The 20,460-nt window shown below is 69.9% G+C and carries 21 protein-coding genes and 1 tRNA gene; 10 read left to right on the top strand and 12 right to left on the bottom strand.

Annotated elements, in window-relative coordinates:
* Nucleotides 1-121: 121 nt before the first annotated feature.
* From cobD to cobU, 6 genes are read right to left on the bottom strand one after another with little or no spacing between them, the layout of a single operon-like run.
* Nucleotides 122-1,147: a threonine-phosphate decarboxylase CobD gene (gene cobD, locus CCR79_RS09995; RefSeq protein WP_201171698.1), complete on the bottom strand. Its 1,026-nt coding sequence runs from the start codon at nt 1,145-1,147 to the stop codon at nt 122-124.
* 10 nt (nt 1,148-1,157) lie between these two features.
* Nucleotides 1,158-2,084, bottom strand: a complete 927-nt coding sequence (gene cbiB, locus CCR79_RS09990; protein WP_201171696.1) for an adenosylcobinamide-phosphate synthase CbiB — start codon at nt 2,082-2,084, stop codon at nt 1,158-1,160.
* 9 nt (nt 2,085-2,093) lie between these two features.
* Complete coding sequence (locus tag CCR79_RS09985; RefSeq protein ID WP_201171694.1) at nt 2,094-2,846, bottom strand: adenosylcobinamide-GDP ribazoletransferase; 753 nt, start codon at nt 2,844-2,846, stop codon at nt 2,094-2,096.
* Nucleotides 2,843-3,472: a histidine phosphatase family protein gene (locus CCR79_RS09980; RefSeq protein ID WP_201171691.1), complete on the bottom strand. Its 630-nt coding sequence runs from the start codon at nt 3,470-3,472 to the stop codon at nt 2,843-2,845. Before CCR79_RS09980 ends, CCR79_RS09985 begins: the two co-directional genes overlap by 4 nt.
* Nucleotides 3,469-4,566: a nicotinate-nucleotide--dimethylbenzimidazole phosphoribosyltransferase gene (cobT, locus tag CCR79_RS09975; RefSeq protein ID WP_207189817.1), complete on the bottom strand. Its 1,098-nt coding sequence runs from the start codon at nt 4,564-4,566 to the stop codon at nt 3,469-3,471. Before cobT ends, CCR79_RS09980 begins: the two co-directional genes overlap by 4 nt.
* A gap of 40 nt (nt 4,567-4,606) precedes the next feature.
* Entirely contained in the window at nt 4,607-5,143 is a 537-nt protein-coding gene (cobU, locus tag CCR79_RS09970) for a bifunctional adenosylcobinamide kinase/adenosylcobinamide-phosphate guanylyltransferase (protein ID WP_201171687.1), read from the bottom strand.
* Nucleotides 5,144-5,240: 97 nt separating this feature from the next.
* Here cobU and CCR79_RS09965 point away from each other — a divergent pair, with 97 nt between their 5' ends.
* Nucleotides 5,241-6,575, top strand: a complete 1,335-nt coding sequence (locus tag CCR79_RS09965; protein ID WP_238634521.1) for a DUF3422 family protein — start codon at nt 5,241-5,243, stop codon at nt 6,573-6,575.
* 33 nt (nt 6,576-6,608) lie between these two features.
* On the opposite strand, the gene CCR79_RS09960 is transcribed toward CCR79_RS09965, so the two are convergent.
* Complete coding sequence (locus tag CCR79_RS09960; protein ID WP_201171686.1) at nt 6,609-8,240, bottom strand: BCCT family transporter; 1,632 nt, start codon at nt 8,238-8,240, stop codon at nt 6,609-6,611.
* A 116-nt stretch (nt 8,241-8,356) separates the two neighbouring features.
* On the opposite strand from CCR79_RS09960, the gene CCR79_RS09955 reads away from it, so the two are divergent.
* The 8 genes from CCR79_RS09955 to CCR79_RS09920 all read left to right on the top strand — a co-directional run bounded on the left by CCR79_RS09955 (nt 8,357) and on the right by CCR79_RS09920 (nt 14,828).
* Entirely contained in the window at nt 8,357-8,860 is a 504-nt protein-coding gene (locus tag CCR79_RS09955) for a hypothetical protein (RefSeq protein ID WP_201171685.1), read from the top strand.
* 58 nt (nt 8,861-8,918) lie between these two features.
* Nucleotides 8,919-9,890 (top strand): octaprenyl diphosphate synthase, encoded by a 972-nt coding sequence (gene ispB / locus CCR79_RS09950; RefSeq protein ID WP_201171684.1) that lies wholly within the window; start codon nt 8,919-8,921, stop codon nt 9,888-9,890.
* Nucleotides 9,891-9,901: 11 nt separating this feature from the next.
* Nucleotides 9,902-9,978, top strand: a tRNA-Pro gene (locus CCR79_RS09945).
* Nucleotides 9,979-10,132: 154 nt separating this feature from the next.
* Complete coding sequence (gene rplU, locus CCR79_RS09940) at nt 10,133-10,447, top strand: 50S ribosomal protein L21 (protein WP_201171683.1); 315 nt, start codon at nt 10,133-10,135, stop codon at nt 10,445-10,447.
* A gap of 15 nt (nt 10,448-10,462) precedes the next feature.
* Nucleotides 10,463-10,720, top strand: coding sequence for a 50S ribosomal protein L27 (gene rpmA, locus CCR79_RS09935; protein WP_201171682.1), 258 nt, complete (start codon nt 10,463-10,465; stop codon nt 10,718-10,720).
* A gap of 87 nt (nt 10,721-10,807) precedes the next feature.
* Complete coding sequence (gene cgtA, locus CCR79_RS09930; protein ID WP_201171679.1) at nt 10,808-11,848, top strand: Obg family GTPase CgtA; 1,041 nt, start codon at nt 10,808-10,810, stop codon at nt 11,846-11,848.
* A complete protein-coding gene (gene proB, locus CCR79_RS09925; RefSeq protein ID WP_201171677.1) occupies nt 11,829-12,965 on the top strand; it encodes a glutamate 5-kinase in 1,137 nt (378 codons plus the stop codon). The genes cgtA and proB overlap by 20 nt, the downstream gene beginning before the upstream one ends.
* A 36-nt stretch (nt 12,966-13,001) precedes the next feature.
* Complete coding sequence (locus CCR79_RS09920) at nt 13,002-14,828, top strand: ankyrin repeat domain-containing protein (protein WP_207190355.1); 1,827 nt, start codon at nt 13,002-13,004, stop codon at nt 14,826-14,828.
* 84 nt (nt 14,829-14,912) lie between these two features.
* On the opposite strand, the gene rpsT is transcribed toward CCR79_RS09920, so the two are convergent.
* From rpsT to CCR79_RS09895, 5 genes are all read right to left on the bottom strand, one after another.
* Complete coding sequence (gene rpsT, locus CCR79_RS09915) at nt 14,913-15,179, bottom strand: 30S ribosomal protein S20 (RefSeq protein WP_201171673.1); 267 nt, start codon at nt 15,177-15,179, stop codon at nt 14,913-14,915.
* Between the two features lie 114 nt (nt 15,180-15,293).
* Nucleotides 15,294-15,914 (bottom strand): ABC-type transport auxiliary lipoprotein family protein, encoded by a 621-nt coding sequence (locus tag CCR79_RS09910; RefSeq protein ID WP_201171672.1) that lies wholly within the window; start codon nt 15,912-15,914, stop codon nt 15,294-15,296.
* Nucleotides 15,911-16,852 (bottom strand): MlaD family protein, encoded by a 942-nt coding sequence (locus CCR79_RS09905; RefSeq protein WP_201171671.1) that lies wholly within the window; start codon nt 16,850-16,852, stop codon nt 15,911-15,913. The genes CCR79_RS09910 and CCR79_RS09905 overlap by 4 nt, the downstream gene beginning before the upstream one ends.
* Nucleotides 16,853-17,641, bottom strand: coding sequence for an ABC transporter ATP-binding protein (locus CCR79_RS09900; protein ID WP_201171670.1), 789 nt, complete (start codon nt 17,639-17,641; stop codon nt 16,853-16,855).
* The gene (locus CCR79_RS09895) at nt 17,635-18,765 is read right to left on the bottom strand and encodes an MlaE family ABC transporter permease (RefSeq protein WP_238632672.1); all 1,131 of its coding nucleotides are present in this window, start codon (nt 18,763-18,765) and stop codon (nt 17,635-17,637) included. The genes CCR79_RS09900 and CCR79_RS09895 overlap by 7 nt, the downstream gene beginning before the upstream one ends.
* Nucleotides 18,766-18,845: 80 nt before the next feature.
* On the opposite strand from CCR79_RS09895, the gene murJ reads away from it, so the two are divergent.
* Nucleotides 18,846-20,420: a murein biosynthesis integral membrane protein MurJ gene (gene murJ, locus CCR79_RS09890; protein WP_201171666.1), complete on the top strand. Its 1,575-nt coding sequence runs from the start codon at nt 18,846-18,848 to the stop codon at nt 20,418-20,420.
* The last annotated feature ends 40 nt before the right edge of the window (nt 20,421-20,460 follow it).

Here is a 20,460-nt window from a genome sequence, read left to right as displayed (position 1 = left end):
GGCGGCGCGCTTCGCCCGCGCTGGGCCGGACGCGGCCTGCGGCGAAACCGCGCTAATTTATCAAAAATCGTGCTGGGCAGGTTATCGACCGGATCGCTGCGGGCTGTAGGGCCGCGTCGCATCAGTCGGCGGCGAGGGTTTGCAGCGCTGCCGCCAGGCGCTGCCAGGCCGCCTCGGTGCCGGGCAGGCCGAAGCGCAGTCCCGCCGGCTCATCGAAGGCGCGGACCCAGACCCCGGCCCGGGCCAGCAGCGCCTGGTAGCGCCGCGCCGCGGTGCAGGGGACCCAGCGAAACAGCGCCGTGCCCCCCGCCGGTGCCAGCCCGGCGGCGGTCAGCAGCCCATCCAGCCGCTGCGTCGCCGCCGTCAGGGCGCGTCGCTGGGCCGCCTGCCAGGCCTCGTCGGCCAGGGCCTGCCCGGCGGCATGGCGGGCCGGGCCGGCCAGAGGCCAGGGACCGAGCACCCCGGCCAGTTGCTGGCGCAGCCCCTCCGGGCCGAGCAGGAAGCCGACCCGGGCGCCGGCGAGGCCGTAGAACTTGCCCAGCGAGCGCAGCAGGATCAGGCCCGGGCGGCCGACGGCCGGGGCCAGGGAGGTCTCCGGCTCGGCGTCGCAGAACGCCTCGTCGACGATCAGATGCCCGCCCCCGGCGGCCAGCGCATCGCACCAGGCGAGCAGGGTGGCGGCGGGGTAGCGGGTGCCGGAGGGGTTGTTGGGATGGCTCAGCACGAGCGTGTGCCAGGGCGGGGGCGTGGGTGGCCCGGCGGCGATCCGCTCGGCGGTGATGCGCTCGACGCGGTGGCCCCAGTGCTGCCACGCCCGCGCATGCTCGGCATACTCCGGCGCCGGGATGGCCACGTTTCCTGGGGAGTGGAGAGCCGGGAGCAGGCTGATGGCGGCCTGGGAGCCGGGCAGGGCCAGGGCCGCGCCGTTGCCGGCGGCGTAGTGCGCCGCGGCCTGCGCCTCGAGTCCGTCGGCCTCGGGCAGCCGGTGCCAGGTGGCCGCCGGGGCGGCGCTCAGCGGGAAGGGGGTCGGGTTGATGCCGGTGGAGAGGTCCACCCAGCCCCCCGGCGGCTCGCCGAAGCGCGCCGTCGCCTCGGCGAGGTTGCCGCCGTGCTCCAGCGTGTCGGGCAGGTGCTGTGCTTCGCTCATCAACGACCCCTCAGGGGATCAGCGGGGAGGGCGCCCACAGGGCGATCGCCGCCGCGATCCAGATCAGCACCCCGCGTTCCACCAGCGCCACTGATGCCTCGATGGTGTTGGCGTCCGCCGGATGCCCGCTACCCAGCGTGGGGCGTTGGCGGACGCCGTCGCTGTAGACGGCCGCGCCGCCGAGGGTGGTATCGAGGGCCGCGGCGCCGGCGGCCAGGACCACGCCCGGGTTGCTGCCGGGCCATTGCGGGGCCTGGTTGCGCACTGCAGCCCACACCGCCTGCGGGCGCAGGCTCGCCAGGGCATAGGTGAGCGCCGTCAGGCGCGCCGGGATCCAGCCGAGCAGGTCGTCCAGGCGGGCGGCGGCGTAGCCGAAGTCGTTGAAGCGCACGGTCCGGTAACCCCAGAGGGCGTCCAGGGTGTTGATCAGTCGGTGGGCGACTGCCCCCGGAGCGCCGGCGACCAGGAACCAGAAGAGGGTGGCGAAGACCGCGTCGTTGCCGTTCTCCAGGGTCGATTCGGTGGTGGCGCGGGCGGTGTCTTCGGCGTCCATGGACTGTGCATCCCGACTGACGATCCTGCCCACCGCCGCGCGGGCCTCGGCCAGGTCGCCACGGGCCAGCGGTTGCGCCACACCCAAGGCGTGCTCGCGCAGGCTGCGGCTGCCCAGGCAGAGGTAGAGCAGCCCCAGCTCCACCACCCAGCCGAGCGGCCCCAGCGTGAGCAGGGTGGCGAGCAGCACGGCCGGTGCGACCAGGATGGCGACCGCCACCATGCCGGCCTTGCGCCGGTCCGGGTCGGGCAGGCGCCCTTGGTTGAGCAGCCGCTCCAGCCAGCCGGCAACCCGGGCAAAGCCGTTCAGTGGGTGCCCGGCGCGGGGCTCGCCGAAAACCCGGTCGAGTAGCCACGCGCCGATGATCAGGGCGGGGAACGGCACGGGAGCGGCCTAGACGCTCGCCGCCACGGCGGCGGCGCCAAGCAGTGCGGCGGTCTCGGTGAGCTCCACGGTGGCGCCGGCGGTGTCGCCGGTGGTCCCGCCGAGGCGCCGTGACATCGCGTGCTGCGCCAAGACCAGGGCGACTGCCCCGGCGGCCACCGCCGCCAGCCCGGCCCATCCGGTGAGCAGGGCGGCCAGGGCGGTGACTACGGCCGCACTGCCCAGCGAGGCGCCGGGTGGCCCGAAGTGGGACAGGGCCTCGCCGATCCCGCCGGGGCGCACATAGGGTGTGGTCAGGAACAGCAGGGTCAGCCCGGCGCGTCCGACAACCGCCGCTGTGGCGATGGCCAGTACGGCGCCGGCGTCGAGCAGGGCGGCCACCGCTGCCACCTTGAGCAGGAGGACGGCGACGATCGCCGTGACCCCGATGGGCCCGCAGGAAGGATCCTTCATGATTTCCAGGGTGCGTTCCCGCTGCGCCATGCCGCCGACCCAGGCGTCGGCGGAGTCGGCCAGGCCGTCGAGGTGCAATGCGCCGGTCAGCAGCGCCCAGATCACCACTACCAGGGCTGCAGTGAGCAGTGCAGGCAAAGCTTGGGTCAGGAAGGCCATCAGAATCAGCAGGGTGCCGATGATCGCCCCGACCAGGGGGTAGGCGACCAGCGAGGCGCCACTCTCCTCGTCGTCGATGCGGCCGAGCGAAGGCACCGGAAGGCGCGTGAGAAAGGCGATGGCGATCAGCAGCGGTCGCAAGGCGGTCATCGCTCCCCCTCCGCCGATGTTGCGCGGTTATGGAAGTAGAGGGTCGGATCGGTGCCGGGCTCGACACGGACCCGGCTGACCGAGGCGTAGGGCACGTAGAGTCGGTTGAACCCGCGCAGCGGGAGCTCCAGCAGGTGCGACAGCACCACGCGGATCAGCCCGCCGTGGCCGACGAGCAGCAGGTGCTCGCCGGGGTGCTCTGCGAGCAGCCGCACCCAGGCATCGATGACGCGGCGCTGGAAGTCGGCCATGGGCTCGGCGTTGGGCGGCGTATAGTGGAGCGGATCGGCCCAGAAGCGGGCCTGCCCCTGGGGGTCCTGCTCGTAGAGCTCCGCCGGGGTCAGGCCCTCCCAGTCACCGAAGCCGATCTCTTGGAAACCGTTTTCCACCTGTAATGGCAGCCCCTGCTCGGCGGCGTAGCGTTCGGAGAACTCGCGGCAGCGGCGCAGCGGGGAGCAGACGATCCGGGTCAACGCCGCGGGCTCGAGCGGGGCGGCGCGCATCTGCGCCCAGCCGCGTTCGCTGAGCGGGTCGTCCTGGGTGCCGCGGTAGCGGCGGCCGCCCACCGGCTCGCCGTGGCGGATCAGATCGATCCAGGTCTCCTGGCCTTCGATGGGGGGTCTCACCCTTTGCCCTCCGGGGTTACGCCGGCCTCCGCGAAGGTGGCCATGCGGTTGTGGATGGCGCAGGCCATGCGCATCAGCGGTATCGCGGTCGCAGCGCCGCTGCCCTCGCCCAGGCGCATGTTGAAGTCGAGCAGCGGGCGCCCGCCGAGGGCCGCGACGATGCGGTGGTGACCCGGCTCGGCGGAGCCGTGGCCGAGGATCATCCAGGCGCGGGTGCCGGGGCGCAGTCGCTCGGCCAGCAGGGCGGCTGCGCCGCTGATGAAGCCGTCGAGGAGGATGACCACACCGCGCTGGGCGCAGCGGATGTAGGCACCGGTCATGGCGGCCAGCTCCAGGCCGCCCACGCGACGACCGGCTTGCCACGGCTCGCTGAGGTTTGCCGGTCCGCCGAGCTGTTCTCGGTGCAGGGCCAGGGTCTCGTCGACGGCCTCCGCCTTGTGTCGCAGCCCGGCGGCATCGTGTCCGGTGCCTGGGCCGACTAGCCCCGGCGCCGGTTTGTTGAGCAGGGCGCCGACCACGGCGGCGGCCGCAGTGGTGTTGGCGATGCCCATCTCGCCGGCGATAAAGACCCGGGTGCCGTGCTGATCGATGGACCGGTCGACGGCCCGCGCGCCGGCGGTGAGCGCAGCGCTGAACTGCTCGTCGGTCATCGCCGGCTGCCGGCGCATGTTGGCCGTGCCGGCGGCGATGCGTTCGTCGCGCACCGCCTGCGGCACCGCGCCCTGCCATCGGGTGCCGACATCCACCACCTCCAGCTGGGCGCCGATCTCCTCGCTCATCACGCAGATGGCTGCGCCGCCGTTGGAGAAGTTCTCCATCATCTGCAGCGTGACCACCGGGTCGAAGGCGGAGACGCCGTCCTCGGCGATGCCGTGGTCGCCGGCGAACAGCGTGATCTGGACCGGATCCACGGCGGGGTGCGGGGTCTGCTGAAGCCCGGCGAGCTGGATGGCGATCTCTTCGAGCCGGCCGAGCGATCCCGGCGGCTTGGTCAGCTGATCCTGTCGAGCCCGCGCCTGCTGGGCGTAATGCGGATGGGTCTGTTGGATCGGTTCATCGAGCCACTCCGGTTGGTTCACGATTGCGCTCCTCATTCCCTTCTTGGCGGCGTCAGCCCGTCGCGGGGGGACGACTCTATTTCAGGGGCTGTGCGAGGCCGGCGACGGTCCAGGTCACTCGCTCGCAGCGTTCGGCCATCTGTTGGTGCAGCGCTCCGGCCTCGTCGCAGAAGCGCCGCGCCAGGGCGTTCATCGGCATTACGCCCAGACCGGTTTCATTGCTGACCAGCAGCAGGTCGCCGCCTGCGGCGGCAACCGCGTCGACCAGCCCGGTTCGTGCCTGCTCAAGGCTCTCGCTGGTGACGTTTGCCTCGGTGGCCCCGTCCCCGGCGACGAGCTGATTGGTCAGCCATAGACTCAGGCAGTCGACCAGGAGTACGCGGCCCGGGGCGCTGTGCGCCTCGATGGCCCGGGCCAGCTCCAGCGGGGCCTCGATCGTCTGCCAGTGCGCGGGGCGTCGCGCCCGGTGCGCGGCGATGCGCTCGGCCATGCCGGCATCGCCGCGGGGTCGGGCCGTGGCGATGTAGACGACATCGTCGCTGAGTTCGCGCGCGCGCTCTTCGGCATGACGGCTCTTGCCCGAACGGACGCCGCCGAGGATGAGTTCCCGCATGGTATTCCCCCTGGCACGGGTGAGGGAGGATACCATACCCTTGCACTAGCCGGTCCCGGTCGGGACCGCATGCCCGATGCAGAGAAAGCCAGCCAGCATGACCCTTAACGTAACGGAAAGGCACCAGGCCAGTGACCCCGTCCCCGGGGCCTACGTCGACCACCCCCTGCGCCAGGAAGTCAACGACGAGATTCACGCCCGACCCTATGAGCGCCTGCGGGCCCCGGCCCGGGTCAGTCACCTGGGGATGTTCTCCGGGCGCCACTCCGCGGATGCCGATCGGGCGGCCGTAGCGGATCTGTGCGAGCGCTTCGGCGTGGAGCCGCCGGAGCCGGATGCCCAGCACATGTCCCGTGACTTCGGCGCCTTTCGGCTCAAGTGGGAGCGGCGCACCGAGGTTTCGACCTACACCTTCATCGTCGAGGACGAGTTCGAGCACCCGTTCGAGGGGCCACCCATCGAACGCTTGCCCGAGGACTGGCTGGCCAGTTTGCCCGGACCGCGCCTGGTCGGTATCCATCTCGCGCTGGAGCCGTCCTGGTCGCAGCCGCGGACCAGCAGCGGAATCGTGGCGCTGTTCAACGACAACACGATCGTTGGCAGCCAGATCGCCGGCGGAGCGGCGCGGGTGTGGACGGACTTCCGTATCCACGATGACGGCTTTTCGCGCATCCTCCTGCGCGATGTGAACATGCGCGAGCGCCAGGCCGGGCGTGCCATCCAGCGTCTGCTCGAGATCGAGACCTACCGCATGATGGCGCTGCTCGCCTTCCCAGTGGCGCGGCGCCTCAACCCTCAGCTCAACGAGCTCGAGGAGCAGCTGGCCGGGATCACTGAGCGCATGACCGGCTCGAGCCGGGAGCGTGACGAGCAGCACCTGCTCGGTCAGCTGATGGAGTTGGCCGCCCAGGTGGAGCGTATCGGCAACAACACCAACTACCGCTTCCATGCGGCGCGTGCCTATCACGAGCTGGTCGAACGGCGCATCCAGGAGCTGCGCGAGCAGCGCATCCAGGGCGTACAGACCATCCAGGAGTTCATGGAGCGGCGCCTGGTGCCGGCCATGCGCACCTGTGCCACGGTCACCGAACGGCGCGAGTCGCTCTCCGAGCGTATATCGCGCACCGGCGATCTGCTGCGCACCCGCATCGACGTGGCCCTGGAGGCGCAGAACCGCGATCTGCTCGACTCCATGGATCGCCGCGCCAAGCTGCAGTTCCGGCTGCAGGAGACGGTCGAGGGGCTGTCGGTGGCGGCCATCAGCTACTACCTGATGGGGCTGATCAGCTACGTCCTGGAGGCGGCGCGCGACGCCGGTGCCCCGATCCGGGTGGAGGTCACCCAGGGGCTGGCGGTGCCGGTGGTGGTGTTCACCATCTGGCTGGTGGTGCGCCTGGTCCGCTACCGCATCGCCAAACGCCAGGAGGCCTAGCGCCGCGCCGGCCGGCGCGGCGCCGGCCGCGGATCAGCCCTCCACCCGGTCGGTGGCCGTGCCGGTGCTGGTGTCGCTGGTGTGCCAGTCCGACTCCACCTGCGCCCACGGTTCCATGGGCGGTTCGCTGCGTTCGCCGGGCCGCGGTGCGAAGCGCTCCTCCTCCAGCGCTTTGAGCAGGCCCACGACCATCCCGAGGATGATGAACGAGAACGGCACTGCAGCGGCGATGACCGCGCCCTGCAGGGTGGTCAGGCCGCCGGCGGTGAGCAGCACGATGGTCACCAGGGTGATGACCGTGCCCCAGATCACCGTGTGCAGCCGGGAGATCTCCGTCGAGCCGTTGGAGAGCAGGGTCTGGGTGACCAGGATGCCGGCGTTCGCGGAGGTGATCAGGTAGGTGCCGATGAGCACGGTCACCAGCACCGACGCTGCCGCTCCCCAGAGGCCCACGTCCATCAGCTCGATGGTGCGGAAGACGGCGGTGCTGACCTCCTCGCGGGTGGCTTCGGTGACCCCGCCGGGGCCAAAGAGCTCAAGGTGGATGGCGTTGCCGCCAAACAGTCCGATCCAGACGATGGTGATACCGGTCGGCACCAGCAGCACGCCCATGACGAACTCGCGCAGCTTGCGGCCGCGCGAGATGCGCGCGATGAAGATCCCGACGAAGGGCGCCCAGGCCAGCCACCACCCCCAGTAGAAGAGGGTCCACTCGGCCTGCCAGTTGCCCTCGGCGTTGGCGTGGGTATGGAAGGAGAGGGTGAAGAGGTTCTGCAGGTAGTCGCCGGTGGACTGCACGATCAGCGCCAGCAGGTACTGGGTCGGCCCCCAGAGCAGGAAGAAGAGCAGCACCGCGGCGCTCATCCAGAAGTTGGCCTCGCTGATCATGCGCACCCCGGACTGCACGCCGTAAAGCACCGATACGGTGGCGACGCCCATCACCGTGACAGCGATGGCGATCTGACCGGTGGTGCCCGCCGTGATCCCGGTGAGTTCGCCGATGCCGGTGTTCAGCTGCTGGATGCCCAGCCCCAGCGTAGTGGCGATGCCGAAGACCGTGGCGAACACGGCTAGGACGTCGATGGCATCCCCCCAGGGGCCGTGGATGTGCTTGCCGATGAGCGGGTAGAAGGCCGAGCGCATGGTCAGCGGCAGCCCGCGGCGGAAGCTGAAGTAGGCGAGGATGAGGGCGACCAGCGAGAAGACCGCCCAGCCGTTGAGGCCCCAGTGAAAGTAGGCCAGGCGTAGCGCGGTGTCGGCGGCTTCGCTCGGGTCGTCGCTGACCGTGAACGGGTTTCGGTCGAAGTGGGAGATGGGCTCGGCGACCGCCCAGAAGATCAGGCCGACGCCCATTCCGGCGGCGAAGAGCATGGTGAGCCAGGAGAAGGTTCGGAACTCGGGCACCTCGTGGTCCTGGCCCAGGCGCACGTTCTTAAAGCGCCCGGTGCCCAGCCAGATCACCAGCAGCAGAAAGGCGGCCACGACCAGCACGTAGTACCACTGCAGGAAGGGGGTCAAGGCCTCGCGCCAGCCGGTGACCACCGTCTCCAGCTGCTTCGGCCAGACGGCTCCGGCCAGGGCAAAGGCGGCCACAAGGAAGGTGGACACGGCGGTCACCCGGGGGCTCATGCCCTTGAAGAAACCGCGGGTCGCTACGTTGAACATCGCTGCTGGCTCCTGCTTTGCGGTAGGCTAACGGGCTGGCGCACGGGCGCCCTAGCCTAACAACCACCGACGCGTCCTGCGGCGTTGGCCGCGCCGCGGGGCCCAAGGAGGCGTGCATGCATCGCGGGATGCTCCCCGTTTTGTCCGTCGTCGGCATCCTGGCCGTGGTGACCGTCGCACTCGGGCCCATGGTCTCGGCGCCGATCGCCGCCGCCTGGCCCGCCTGGTGGCCGGTATGGTCCGGGTTTGCCCTGATCGGTGTACTGGCCGTTCACGTCGCCCGGCAGCGGCCTTGGCTGGCCCGGGTAACGGCGGTTCGGGCATTCCTGGCCTGGATACTCTGGGCGATGCCGGCGCTGGTCTACGCCGTCGTCGGTGGTCGCTACGGGCTGCCGACGGCCGGATGGGGCGAGCAGGCGCTCGGTGCGGACGAGATCAGCCACTGGCTTGATCGGGTCACCGCTTACAGCCTGTTGGGGGCCCCGCCGATTCCCGAGCCGCTGCCCCAGTTGGGGGCGACCGTAGCCCTGGTGGCGGTCTATGCGGCCCCGGTGCTGGCCTTGCTGGTGCTGGTCTCGATCTGGCGCAGCGGCCGGCGCGGTCGCCGCGGCCGTGCTTGACACCCCTGGCCCCCCTGCCTAGCATCCGCGGGGCTGACCCGGAGCGCAGATCCTGCCCATGAACCTTGATGCAATCCGTGAGCTCGCCGCCGACGACATGGCGGAGGTCAACCGCTTGATCCAGGCGCGGCTGTCGTCGGACGTGGTTCTGATCAACCAGCTCGCCCACCACATCGTCAACAGTGGCGGTAAGCGTCTGCGCCCCACGGTCGTGCTTCTGGCGGCGCGGGCCTGCGGCTACCAGGGCACGGATCACGTCCAGCTGGCGGCGATCATCGAGTTCATCCACACCGCCACGCTGCTCCACGACGACGTGGTGGACGGCTCGGACATGCGTCGTGGCCAACAGACGGCGCACACCATCTGGGGGAACGAGGCCAGCGTGCTGGTCGGCGACTTCCTCTATACCCGGGCCTTCGAGATGATGGTCGAACTCGACTCCATGGCCGTACTGCGGATCCTGGCGCGGGCGACCAACACCATCGCCCGGGGCGAGGTGATGCAGCTGATGAACGTCCACGAGCCGGATCTCACTGAGGCCGATTACCGGCAGGTGATCTACCGCAAGACGGCGACCCTGTTCGAGGCCGGCTGTCAGAACGGAGCGGTGCTCGCGGGACTGGACGAGGCCGGATGCGAGGCCCTGGCGGCCTACGGGCGGCACTTGGGGACGGCCTACCAGCTGGTGGACGATGCTCTGGATTACAGCGGCGATGCCACCGAGATCGGCAAGAACATCGGTGACGACCTGGCCGAGGGCAAGACCACCATGCCCCTGATCCACGCCATGCGCGAGGGTGAGCCCGCGGACCGTGACCTGATCCGGGAGGCCATCGAGGCCGGTGGGCTGGATCAGATGGAAGCCGTCGGCCGGGCGATTGAAAAGACCGGATCGGCTGAATATACTAGGCGCCTCGCTGAGGTTGAGGTTGAGCAGGCCATCGAGCAGCTCACCTCAGCGGTTCCGGGTAGTCCCTGGCGGGATGCGCTGGTACACTTGGCCCGCAACTCGGTATCCCGGACAGCGTAACAGGTTGCACACGGGGTGTAGCTCAGTTTGGTAGAGCACTGCCTTCGGGAGGCAGGGGCCGCAGGTTCAAATCCTGCCACCCCGACCAGACAATCCAAGGCGCCGCGGATCGACCGCAGCCACCACGCCCGCCTCTCCCCAATCGTTCGACGGCCCGGAAGCGGCCCCGGGGTCAGGCGCGGTGATCGTGTCGAATCGAGCGGCGGCCCGTAGCCATCAGAGTAGACAGGAGCAAGACGCCGATGTACGCGGTGATCCGAAGCGGCGGAAAGCAGTACCGGGTCTCGGAAGGAGACGTGCTGCGAGTCGAGAAGCTCCCGGCCGAGGTCGGCGAGACCGTGCAGTTCGACGATGTCCTCATGGTCGGCGAAGGGAGCGAGGTCAAGATCGGTACGCCGCAGGTCGAGGGCGGCAGCGTGAAGGCCGAGGTCCTTGAGCAGGACCGGCATCGCAAGGTCGAGGTGACCAAGTTCAAGCGGCGGCAGGGCTATCGTCGCCACCACGGTCATCGGCAGCCGTACACCCAGGTCAAGATCACCGGCATCAACGCCGGCTGACGGAGGGCATCAGGCATGGCACACAAGAAGGCGGGCGGCAGCACCAAGAACGGTCGCGACTCTCAGTCAAAGCGTCTGGGCGTCAAGCGCTACGGCGGTGAGGCGGTCTCTGCGGGCAGCATCATCGTCCGCCAGCGCGGCACCCACTTCCACGCCGGCGAGAACGTCGGGGTGGGCAAGGACTACACCCTGTTCGCCAAGAGCGACGGTCGGGTTGTCTTCGAGCGCAAGGGGCCGGCCCAGCGCCGCCGGGTGCGAATCGAAGCGGTCTAAGGGCGGCGACCCATTCCGGACCCGTAAAGCCCCGCCATGGAGCGGGGCTTTTTTGTATACGGACGCGCTACAGCGCAGAGGCCGAGCATGCGATTCGTCGATGAAGTCACCTTTGTCGTCCGCGCCGGGGACGGCGGCGACGGCTGTGTCCACTTCCGGCGCGAGAAATATGTGCCCCGGGGGGGGCCTGACGGCGGCGATGGCGGCCGCGGCGGCAGTGTCTACCTCGAGGGCGACGAAGGCCTGAACACCCTGGTCGATTACCGTCACGATCGCTTCTTCAGTGCCGAGAGCGGTGAGGCTGGCGCAGGCCGGCAGTGCACCGGGCGCTCGGGTGTCGACCGCGTCCTGTCGGTGCCGGTCGGCACCCTGGTCATGGACGAAGGCACCGACGAGGTCATCGGCGACATTACCCGCCACGGCGAGAGGCTGATGGTGGCCGCCGGCGGACGTGGCGGGCTGGGCAACCTCCATTTCAAGAGCTCGACCAACCGCGCCCCGCGTCAATCCACCGACGGCACCCCCGGGGAGTCTCGGGAGCTGCGTCTGGAGCTTCAGCTGCTGGCCGATGTCGGGCTGCTCGGCATGCCCAACGTGGGCAAGTCGACCCTGATCCGCACCATCTCCGCCGCTCGCCCGAAGGTCGCCGATTACCCCTTCACCACCCTCTATCCACAGTTGGGCGTGGTCCGTTACGAGGCGCAGCGCTCGTTCGTGGTGGCCGACATCCCCGGCATCATCGAGGGGGCGGCCGAGGGGGCCGGACTCGGGGTGCGGTTTCTCAAGCACCTGAGCCGGACCGGTTTGCTTTTGCACCTGGTCGACGGGGTGGCCGAGGAGGAGCGTGGCGGTGACCCGGTGGCCGAGGCGCAAACCCTGCTCGCCGAGCTCCAGGCGTTCAGCCCCGAGCTGGCTGAAAAGCCGCGCTGGTTGGTGGTCAATCGCCTCGACGCCCTGCCCGAGGAGGTGCGCGAGGAGCGGGTAGCGGAGATCGCCCGGGGCCTGGCGTGGGACGGCCCGGCTTACGGCATCTCGGGGCTGACCGGCGAAGGGGTAGATCGGCTCTGTGGGGATATCATGAGGGACCTGGAGGCGCGACGCAGGGAGGATGAAGGTGGGGCGACGTGAGGCGCTGCGCCAGGCCCAGCGCTGGGTGATCAAGGTCGGCAGTGCCTTGATCACCGACAACGGGCGGGGGTTGGCGCATAAGCAGATCAGCGCCTGGGCGGATCAGGTGGCGGCACTGCGCAAGGCCGGACGCCAGGTGACCCTGGTTTCCTCGGGGGCAGTGGCCGAGGGGATGCAGCGGCTGGGCTGGCGCAACCGGCCGCGAGCCGTCTATCAGCTCCAGGCTGCGGCCGGCATCGGGCAGAGTGGCCTGGTCCACGCCTGGGCCGAGGGCCTGGCGCGGCACGGACTGCAAACCGCCCAGGTCCTGCTGACCCACGACGACCTCTCTGATCGACGCCGCTACCTCAATGCCCGCAGCGCGCTGCGCGAGATGCTCCGCCTCGGCGTGGTGCCGGTCGTGAACGAGAACGATACGGTCGTCACCGATGAGATCCGTTTCGGTGATAACGACACCCTGGCTGCGCTGGTCGCCAACCTGGTGGAGGCCGAGGCGCTGGTGGTCCTGACCGATCAGCCCGGCCTGATGGACCGCGATCCGCGTGCGCATCCCGACGCCGCGCTGCTGGATGAAGTCCGTGCCGGCGACCCGGAACTCGAGCGGTTGTGCGGCAGCACTGCCGGGGTCCTGGGCCGTGGCGGCATGCTGACCAAGGTCCGCGGTGCTGAGCGGGCCGCCCGCTCCGGTACCTACACGGTGGTCGCCAGCGGGCATGAGCCACGGGTGATCCAGCGTCTGGTCGAAGCCGAGCGAGGGCTGGGGACGCTCTTCGTACCCGATCAGGAGCCCCTGGCGGCGCGCAAGCAGTGGCTGGCCAGCCACCTGCAGACCCGTGGCGCGCTGACCCTCGACGAAGGCGCTGCGCGAGCCCTGCGCGCGTCCGGCAAGAGCCTGCTGCCGGTCGGCGTGGTGGCCGTGGCGGGTGACTTCTCCCGCGGGGAGATGGTCGTCTGCCGGGATCCGTCGGGGATCGAGGTGGCGCGCGGTCTGGTCAACTATGCCGCCGACGAGGCGCGACTGATCTGCGGACGTGCCAGTCGTGATATCGAGGCGGCGCTCGGCTACGTCGATGAGCCGGAGCTGATCCACCGCGACAACATGGTGGTGACGGTGTAGGTCATGCTCGGGCCCGCCCTTCGCGTCTTGGTGCCGTTGGCGACCGGATGTCTGCTCGGCGGCTTGCTCGCCGCTTGTGGCGCCTGGCCGCTGTCACCGGCGCAGCAGGAGGCCTTCAACGCGGCGCGTGACGGCGATGCCGCCACCCTGGAGCGGGCCCTGGACGGTGCTGCCGATGTGCAGGCAACCGACGGATCCGGGCGCGGACTCTTGCACTACGCCGCCCTCAACGGCGAGGCGGGGGTGGTGGAGCTGCTCATCGAACGCTCGGACGGGGCGGATCTCGAGCTCCGCGACGACGGCGGGCGGGTGCCCCTGCACGAGGCGGCCGCGGGTGGGCACACCGAGGCGGTGGCGGCGCTGCTGTCAGCCGGGGTAGCGGTGGATCCCGTTGACGGGGATCGGCGGACACCGTTGATGCTGGCCGCCCGCAGCGGTGATCCGCGCACAGTGGAGGCGTTGCTGGCTGCCGGGGCGGAACCGGATCGTCAGGATGCCGATGGTGCGACCGCGCTGTCGATGGCATCGGCCGCCCGCTACCCCCGGGTCGCAGCGCAGCTGCGCGAGGTCAGCGAGCGACCGGCCGCCCCCTGGGCCCTGATCGGGGTCGTGCGCGCGGGCGATGTCGAGACCCTGGCCTGGATGCTCGACCGCGGGTTGCCAGTGGATCTCGCTTGGCAGGATGGCGATGACTTCCTCTCCCTGGCGGATATCGCCGCCGAATCCAGCCCGCGGGCTGCGGCTCTACTGCTGCGCCGAGGTGCGCAGCTGCACGGGGACGGGACTGCGGCCCTGGTGGCGGCGGCGCTCCACGGGGATGCCGATCAGGTCGCCGAGCTGCTCGGCGAAGGGGTGGATCCCGACGTGACGGTCCGCGGTGGCGATGCCGAGGGCCGTACGCTCCTGATGGAGGCGGCACGCCTTGGGTATGACGAGGTGGTGGCAGACCTCTTGGCTGCGGGGGCTGATGCCAGCGCCGTCGACGAGCACGGCGCCGATGCGCTCTGGCACGCCGCGGTAGGCTACGTCTCGCCGGGGGACGAGCAGGCCGGGCTGGAGCGCGACGCGGATCGGGGCGCTGTGGTCCGGACCCTGCTCGAGGCCGGCGTTGCCCCGTCCAGCGGCGACCGTCACGATTTTGCCGCCATTCATGCAGCGGCGGCCCGGGCGGAGGCGAAGACTGTCGAGGCGCTCCTCGATGCCGGCGCCGGCCTGGAGCAGACCGATCGCAACGGCCGGACACCGCTAATCTTCGCCGCCCAGGCCGGCAACGAGGCGACCCTGGCCGCCCTGCTGGCGCGAGGGGCCGATCCGCGGGCCGTGGATGCGCTCGGCGCTACGGCGCTGACCCATGCCCGGTTGGCCGAGTCGCGTGGTATGGCCGAAGAGGCGGTAACGGCCGTGCGCGAAGCCGGGGGCGGTAAGGCCGTGGGGCCGCGCCAGGGGACGCCGGGGTTGTCCGTTGGCGGCGATCACCAGCGCCTGATGCGTCTCGACGCCCCGGTGGCCATCTTCGACAGTGCCGGCTACGACGGTCACAGTGCCCGTTTTCTGCCCTACACCACGGCTTGCCGGGGTCACGGTTGCCTGGTGCCGCCCGTGGTCGTGCTGCCGGCCGGGACAACGGTGGAGCTGGTGGCCCGCGAGGCAGCCGAGGACGGCCGGCTCCACGGGGTCTTCCTGGTCCAGGAGCCGGGCCTGCGCGGACTGCTGTTCGAGGATTACCTGTTCGGCGCTTGGCCACCGGACGGGACGGCGGTCAGCGAGATCAGCGTGGGGCGGGTGGCGCACATCCGCGGCATGGACTGGGTCGAGATCTTCGATGTCGATCTGCCAGCTGCCACAGGCGGGCTGTTCTGGTGACGGCCACGGATGGGGGGGGGCACAACGCAAAACGGGCGCCTTGAGGGCGCCCGCTTGGGATGCTGCGCGTTCCGGTTGCCCGGTTCAGCCGGCGAGGCCACGCACCTTGGCGTTAAGCCGGGACTTGTGGCGCGCGGCCTTGTTCTTGTGGATGATCCCGCGATTCGCCGAACGATCGATGACTCGCACGGCACTGCGGTAGGCCTGCTGAGCCTGATCGTGGTCCCCGGTCTTGACCGCCTTGAGAACTTTCTTCATCGAGGTGCGCATCTCGCTGCGGCGCGACTTGTTGCGCAGCCGGCGTTCTTCGGCCTGACGGGCACGCTTCTTGGCGCTCGCGATATTCGCCACGGTTGTACTCCTGCTCGCTTGCGATCCTCGGAGACGGGGTCCTAAGCTGTCATAGCGGACCCTGCAAAGCGCGTAAATATGCCTGCTGGCGTGATCGCTGTCAAGCGCGCCGGGTTACTCCCCGGCAGCGGTGGCCAGCGTCCAGGCCAACAGTTCGCTGCCGACGCTTCGATTGGCGGCTCCCAGGGCGGCAACAGCCGCATCGACGTCACGGGCCGGTGCCTCCTCAGTGGCCGAAAATCGCTCGGCGTCGATGATCCGCCGTTGCCCGACGTCCACCAGACGGGCATCCACCACCACCCGCGCTCGTGGTGTCTCATCACGGGCATCCAGCTGGAAGTCGCGCAGGGTGGTGCGCAGTTCCAGGTCCGCGGCGAGGCGGTCGCCGTCGGCGCTCAGGTGCCGGACACGGCCGTCGCTCCGGAAGGTGTCGATGAGGTGCTCCTGCCAGAGCCGGGGCAGCGGCGAGACCCAGCGCGCGCCGCTAAAGGCGCTCATGCGGTGTTCGCCGGTAGCGACGGCGATCCGGTTACCGGCCAGCAGGTCACTGCTGCCGGGAGCGGCCACACGCAGCGTCCAGTCCACCTCGCGACCAGCCGGCGACGGTGCGTCCGCATCGGGCGGCGGCAGGCGATAGGCGGTGTAGGTCTCGGGGTCGGGCAGCAGGGTGCAGGCGCTCAGCGTCGCGGCTGCCAGCAGCGTCAGCAGCAGGCCGGGGCGGCGGGGCGTTTTCACGGCTGGTACTCCTCCATCTGCTCACGGCGCAGCAGTTGCCCGCCGGGGTCCTGTCCCAGGCGTCGGAGCAGGCCGCGCAGGGCGCCCAGGGTTTGCTGCAGCTCTTCGCTCAACGGTTCCAGGTCCTGCAGGCTCTGCAGGCCGCGTTCGACAGCCTCGCGGTTGTCGCGGAACAGCTCCTGCGCCTCGCTGCTGCTTCCCTCGAGCGCCTCGGCCGCGCGCGCGGTGCTGCGTAGGATCTCGCGGCCCGGGCCGTCAAGCAGCGCGCGGATCTCCTCAAGCATTTGTTGCGCCTCGCTCAGGGTCTCCTGAAGCTGCTCGCCGCCATCGGCCAGGGCGGTGATGCCCCGGCCCAGGTCGTCGCTGCGCGAGGCGACCGTCCCGCTGGTCCGCTCAAGGTGTTTGAGGGTGGCGCTCAGGGTCTCGATGTTCTCCGGAGAGAGCAGCTGATTGGCGGTCTCGACCAGGTCGTTGATGCCGGCCAGCAGTTGGTCGCTGTCCTGGCGCAGACGGGCCATGGGCGAGGGCTCCGTCTCGATCCGCGCCATTCCCCGATCCGGTGGTTCAAGCGGCGGAGCGTCGGCATCGCCGGGCTTGAGCCGGATGTGGGCACCGCCGGCGAACAGGCTCGAGCTGCCGATCTGGGCCCGGGTGTCGCTGCGGACCGGGGTGTCGCCCCCCACCGTGATGCGGGCGATCACCCGCCGCGGGTCGTCGGGGTCGAGGGTCAGGTGGTCGATCTCGCCGACGTTGATCCCGTTGAACTTCACCGGGCTGCGCGTGGTCAGGCCGCTGACATCCTCTTCGAAGACGATCTCGAAGCGCTGCCGTTCACCGTGGAGATCGGAGTCGGTGAGCCAGACCCCGAAGAGGATGACGCCCACGATCAGGGCCAGGGTGGCCAGCCCGATCCAGAAATGCCGCGCCCGGGTCTCCATTCAGCGGTTCTCCTGCGTGCTGCGGGCGGCGCGCCCCCGCGCGCCATGGAAATAGGCCCGCACCCAATCGTCGTCGATGGCGCTCACTTGCTCAAGCGTGCCCGTGGCCAGAACCCGCTGGTGGGCGAGCACCGCAACGCGGTCACAGGTGGCATAGAGCGTATCCAGGTCGTGGGTGACCAGGAAGACCGTCAGGTTCAGCGCGTCCCGCAGGGTGACCAGCAATCGGTCGAAGCCGCCGGCACTGATCGGATCCAGGCCGGCGGTGGGCTCGTCCAGGAACAGGACGTCCGGGCAGAGCGACAGGGCGCGGGCAAGGGCAGCCCGCTTGACCATCCCGCCGGAGAGTTCGGCGGGGTAGCGCGGGCCGGCCGCCGGGTCGAGGCCGGTGAGCGCCAGCTTGACCCGGGCCAGGTCTTCGGCCTCGGCGCGGGTTAGCCCGGCGTGTTCGATCAGGGCCAGCGCGACGTTCTCGGTGATGGTCAGCGACGAGTAAAGGGCGCCGTGCTGGAACAGTACGCCGATGCGCCGCTCCAGCCCGCCCCCTTGTCGGAGGGCGTCGACGGATTGGTCGTGGATCCGGATCTGGCCGGCGGCCGGGCGCAACAGTCCGATGAGCGTGCGCAGCAGGACCGACTTGCCGCTGCCCGAGCCGCCGACTAGGCCGAGGATCTCGCCCCGGTGCACGTCCAGATCCAGCCCGTCGTGGATGGTCTGCCCGCCGAGTCGGGTGACTAGGCCGCGGACCCGGATCGCCGGGTGAGGATCGGTGGTGCTGGCGCTCACCATCCTATCTCCACATAGATGAGGGCGGCCACGGCGTTGAGGATGATGACCCAGAAGATCGACTGCACCACCGCCGAGGTGGTGTGCGTGCCCACCGACTGCGCGCTGGCACTGCACTTGAGTCCTTCCAGGCAGCCGATGATGGCGATCACGAAGGCGAAAACCGGCGCCTTGGCCAGTCCGGCAAGGTAGTGGCGCAGCGAGATGTCGCTGTAGAGCGAGATGATCCGCCCCGCGGGGACGTCGACGTTGAGCAGGGTGACCAGCCCACCGCCAGCCAAGCCACAGACCACCGCCACGAAGGAGAGGACCGGCACGGCAATCAGCAGCGCGACAACCCGCGGGATGACCAGCATCTCGATGGGGCTGAGCCCCTGGGCGCGCATGGCATCGATCTCCTCGTTGGCCTTCATCGAGCCGATCTGGGCCGTAAAGGCGCTGGCCGAGCGTCCGGCGAGGAGGATCGCGGTGAGCACGACGCCGAACTCGCGCAAGAACGCATACGCCACCAGGTCCACAGTGAAGATGCCGGCACCGAAGCGCCCCAGCACGGTGATTCCGAGAACCGCAATCACCGCCCCGACGGCGAAGGTCAGCAGGGCGACGATGGGCAGCGCCTCCAGCGCCGTATGCTGGAGCTGGCGCGAGACCGCGGCCGGGCGCCAGCGCCAGGGGCGCAGGGCGCTGGCGGCGAAGGCGGCGAGGACCAGACCGGTAAAGGCGATGGCCCGGGCCAATTGTTGGCCCGCATGGCTGATTTGTGCCCCCAGGCCGATCGTCAGGCGCCCGAAGAAGTAGGGTTCACGGGTCGGTTCCGGGGTGGCGCGGGCACGCTCGCTAGCTGCCGCCACGGCCTGGAGCAGGTTGCGTCGCTCGGCGGAGAGCTCGGGTGCCGTGCGCGCCAGCGCTTCGACACGTTCCGGCCCGAGCAGGCGGGCCAGTAGGGTCGCGCCGGCGGTGTCCAGTCGTTCCAGTGCGCCGAGATCGACCCGCGGTTCGCCGTCCAGCCGCGTCTGCTCCACTTGCCGGAGCACGGTGCGGTAGTGGGCCAGGGTCCAGTCGCCGCCGACAAGCACCTCGGGCCCCGCTGCCCCGTGCCGGCACCTCAGGTAGCCCGGGTCAGCCACGGATGGTCGTATCCCCTTGACCGGGCGCTGTATCATCAGCGCCGTCGCTGTTTGCTGTGTGCCGAGGAGGCGTTCCCTGCGTGGTTACCGGTCTGTTTCGCCACATCTTCACGTTCGGCTCCCTGACCCTGGTTTCGCGGATCCTCGGTTTGGCCCGGGATGTGATCATCGCCGGGGTGTTCGGCTCGGGGGCGCAGACGGACTCGTTTATTGTCGCCTTCAAAATCCCCAATTTCATGCGGCGGATTACCGCCGAAGGGGCGTTTTCGCAGGCGTTTGTCCCGGTGCTCACCGACTATCGCACGCACAGCACGCACCGCGAAGTCCGCGCCCTGATCGCCTACAGCGCCGGCACCCTCGGGGCGGCATTGGCGTTGGTCACGGCCCTCGGCATGGTGGCGGCGCCGGCGGTGGTCAGTGTCTTCGCCCCCGGTTTCAGCGACGATCCGGAGCGCTTCGCGCTGACCGTGGACCTGCTGCGGGTGACCTTCCCCTACATTCTATTCATATCCCTGGTCGCGTGCGCCGGGGCCGTGCTGCATACCTGCAACCGGTTCGCCTCCTTCGCCTTTGCGCCGGTGTTGCTGAACGCTGCGATGATCGGGGCCGCGCTGTGGGCCACGCCGTGGTTCGAAGAGCCGATCATGGCCCTGGCGGTGGCCGTGGCGGTGGCCGGTGTCCTGCAGCTGCTGCTGCAGCTGCCGTTTCTCTACCGGGAGGGGCTGCTGGTCTGGCCTCGGCCGTCGCTGCGCCACCCCGGGGTGCGGCGGGTGGCCCGGCTGATGGGACCGGCGGTGATCGGCTCCTCGGTGATGCAGGTCAACCTGCTGGTGGACACCATCCTCGCCTCCTTCCTGATCACCGGCAGTGTCAGCTGGCTTTACTTCTCGGACCGCCTGGTGGAGTTCCCGCTGGGGGTGTTCGGCATCGCGCTGGGAACCGTGCTGCTGCCGCGGCTCTCGGCCGAGCACGCCGGCAGTGAGCCGGAGCGCTTCTCGCGCACGCTGGACTGGGGGCTGCGTCTGGTGCTGCTGGTGGTGGCGCCGGCCACGGCCGGGCTGATCGTGCTCGCCGGGCCGATTCTGGCTACCCTGTTTCAGTACGGTGCCTTCGGCGCGGACGATGTGGTCGCCGCTTCCTGGTCTCTGGCCGCCTACAGCCTGGGTCTTTTCGGATTCGTCCTGGTCAAGGTGCTGACGCCGGGATACTTTTCCCGGGAAGACATGAAGACCCCGGTCTACTGCGCGGTGGCCGCCGTGGCGGTCAACCTGGTCCTCTCAGTGAGCGCGGTCTGGGCCCTGCACGAGACGCCCTTCGGCCACGTGGCTCTGGCCGCCGCCACGGCGGCCTCGGCGACCGTCAATTCGGCGCTGTTGTTCACCGGCCTGGTTCGCCGGCGGGTCTACCGGGGGGGCAGCGGCTGGCTGCGCCTGACGGTGCAGGTGGCCGTGGCCACGTCACTGATGGTGGCGGTCCTGCTCTACCCCGCGCTGCGCCTGGAGGCGTGGCTGGAGGCCGGCGTTGTGGCGCGCGTGCTGGCGCTGACCGGTGTCGTGGCTGCCGGCGGGGCCGTCTACTTCGCTGCGCTCTACGCCCTGGGTGTCCGGCCGCGGCAGTTCCGCGAACCGGAGGCGGCCGGTGAGCCGGGCGGCTAGCCGAGGCTGTTGCCGGGCTAGTACACTTGATCCTTTTCTC

It is taken from the genome of Halorhodospira halophila, from assembly GCF_016653405.1.
Classification (GTDB): domain Bacteria; phylum Pseudomonadota; class Gammaproteobacteria; order Nitrococcales; family Halorhodospiraceae; genus Halorhodospira; species Halorhodospira halophila_A.
This window is presented reverse-complemented; position numbering and strand designations above follow the sequence as displayed.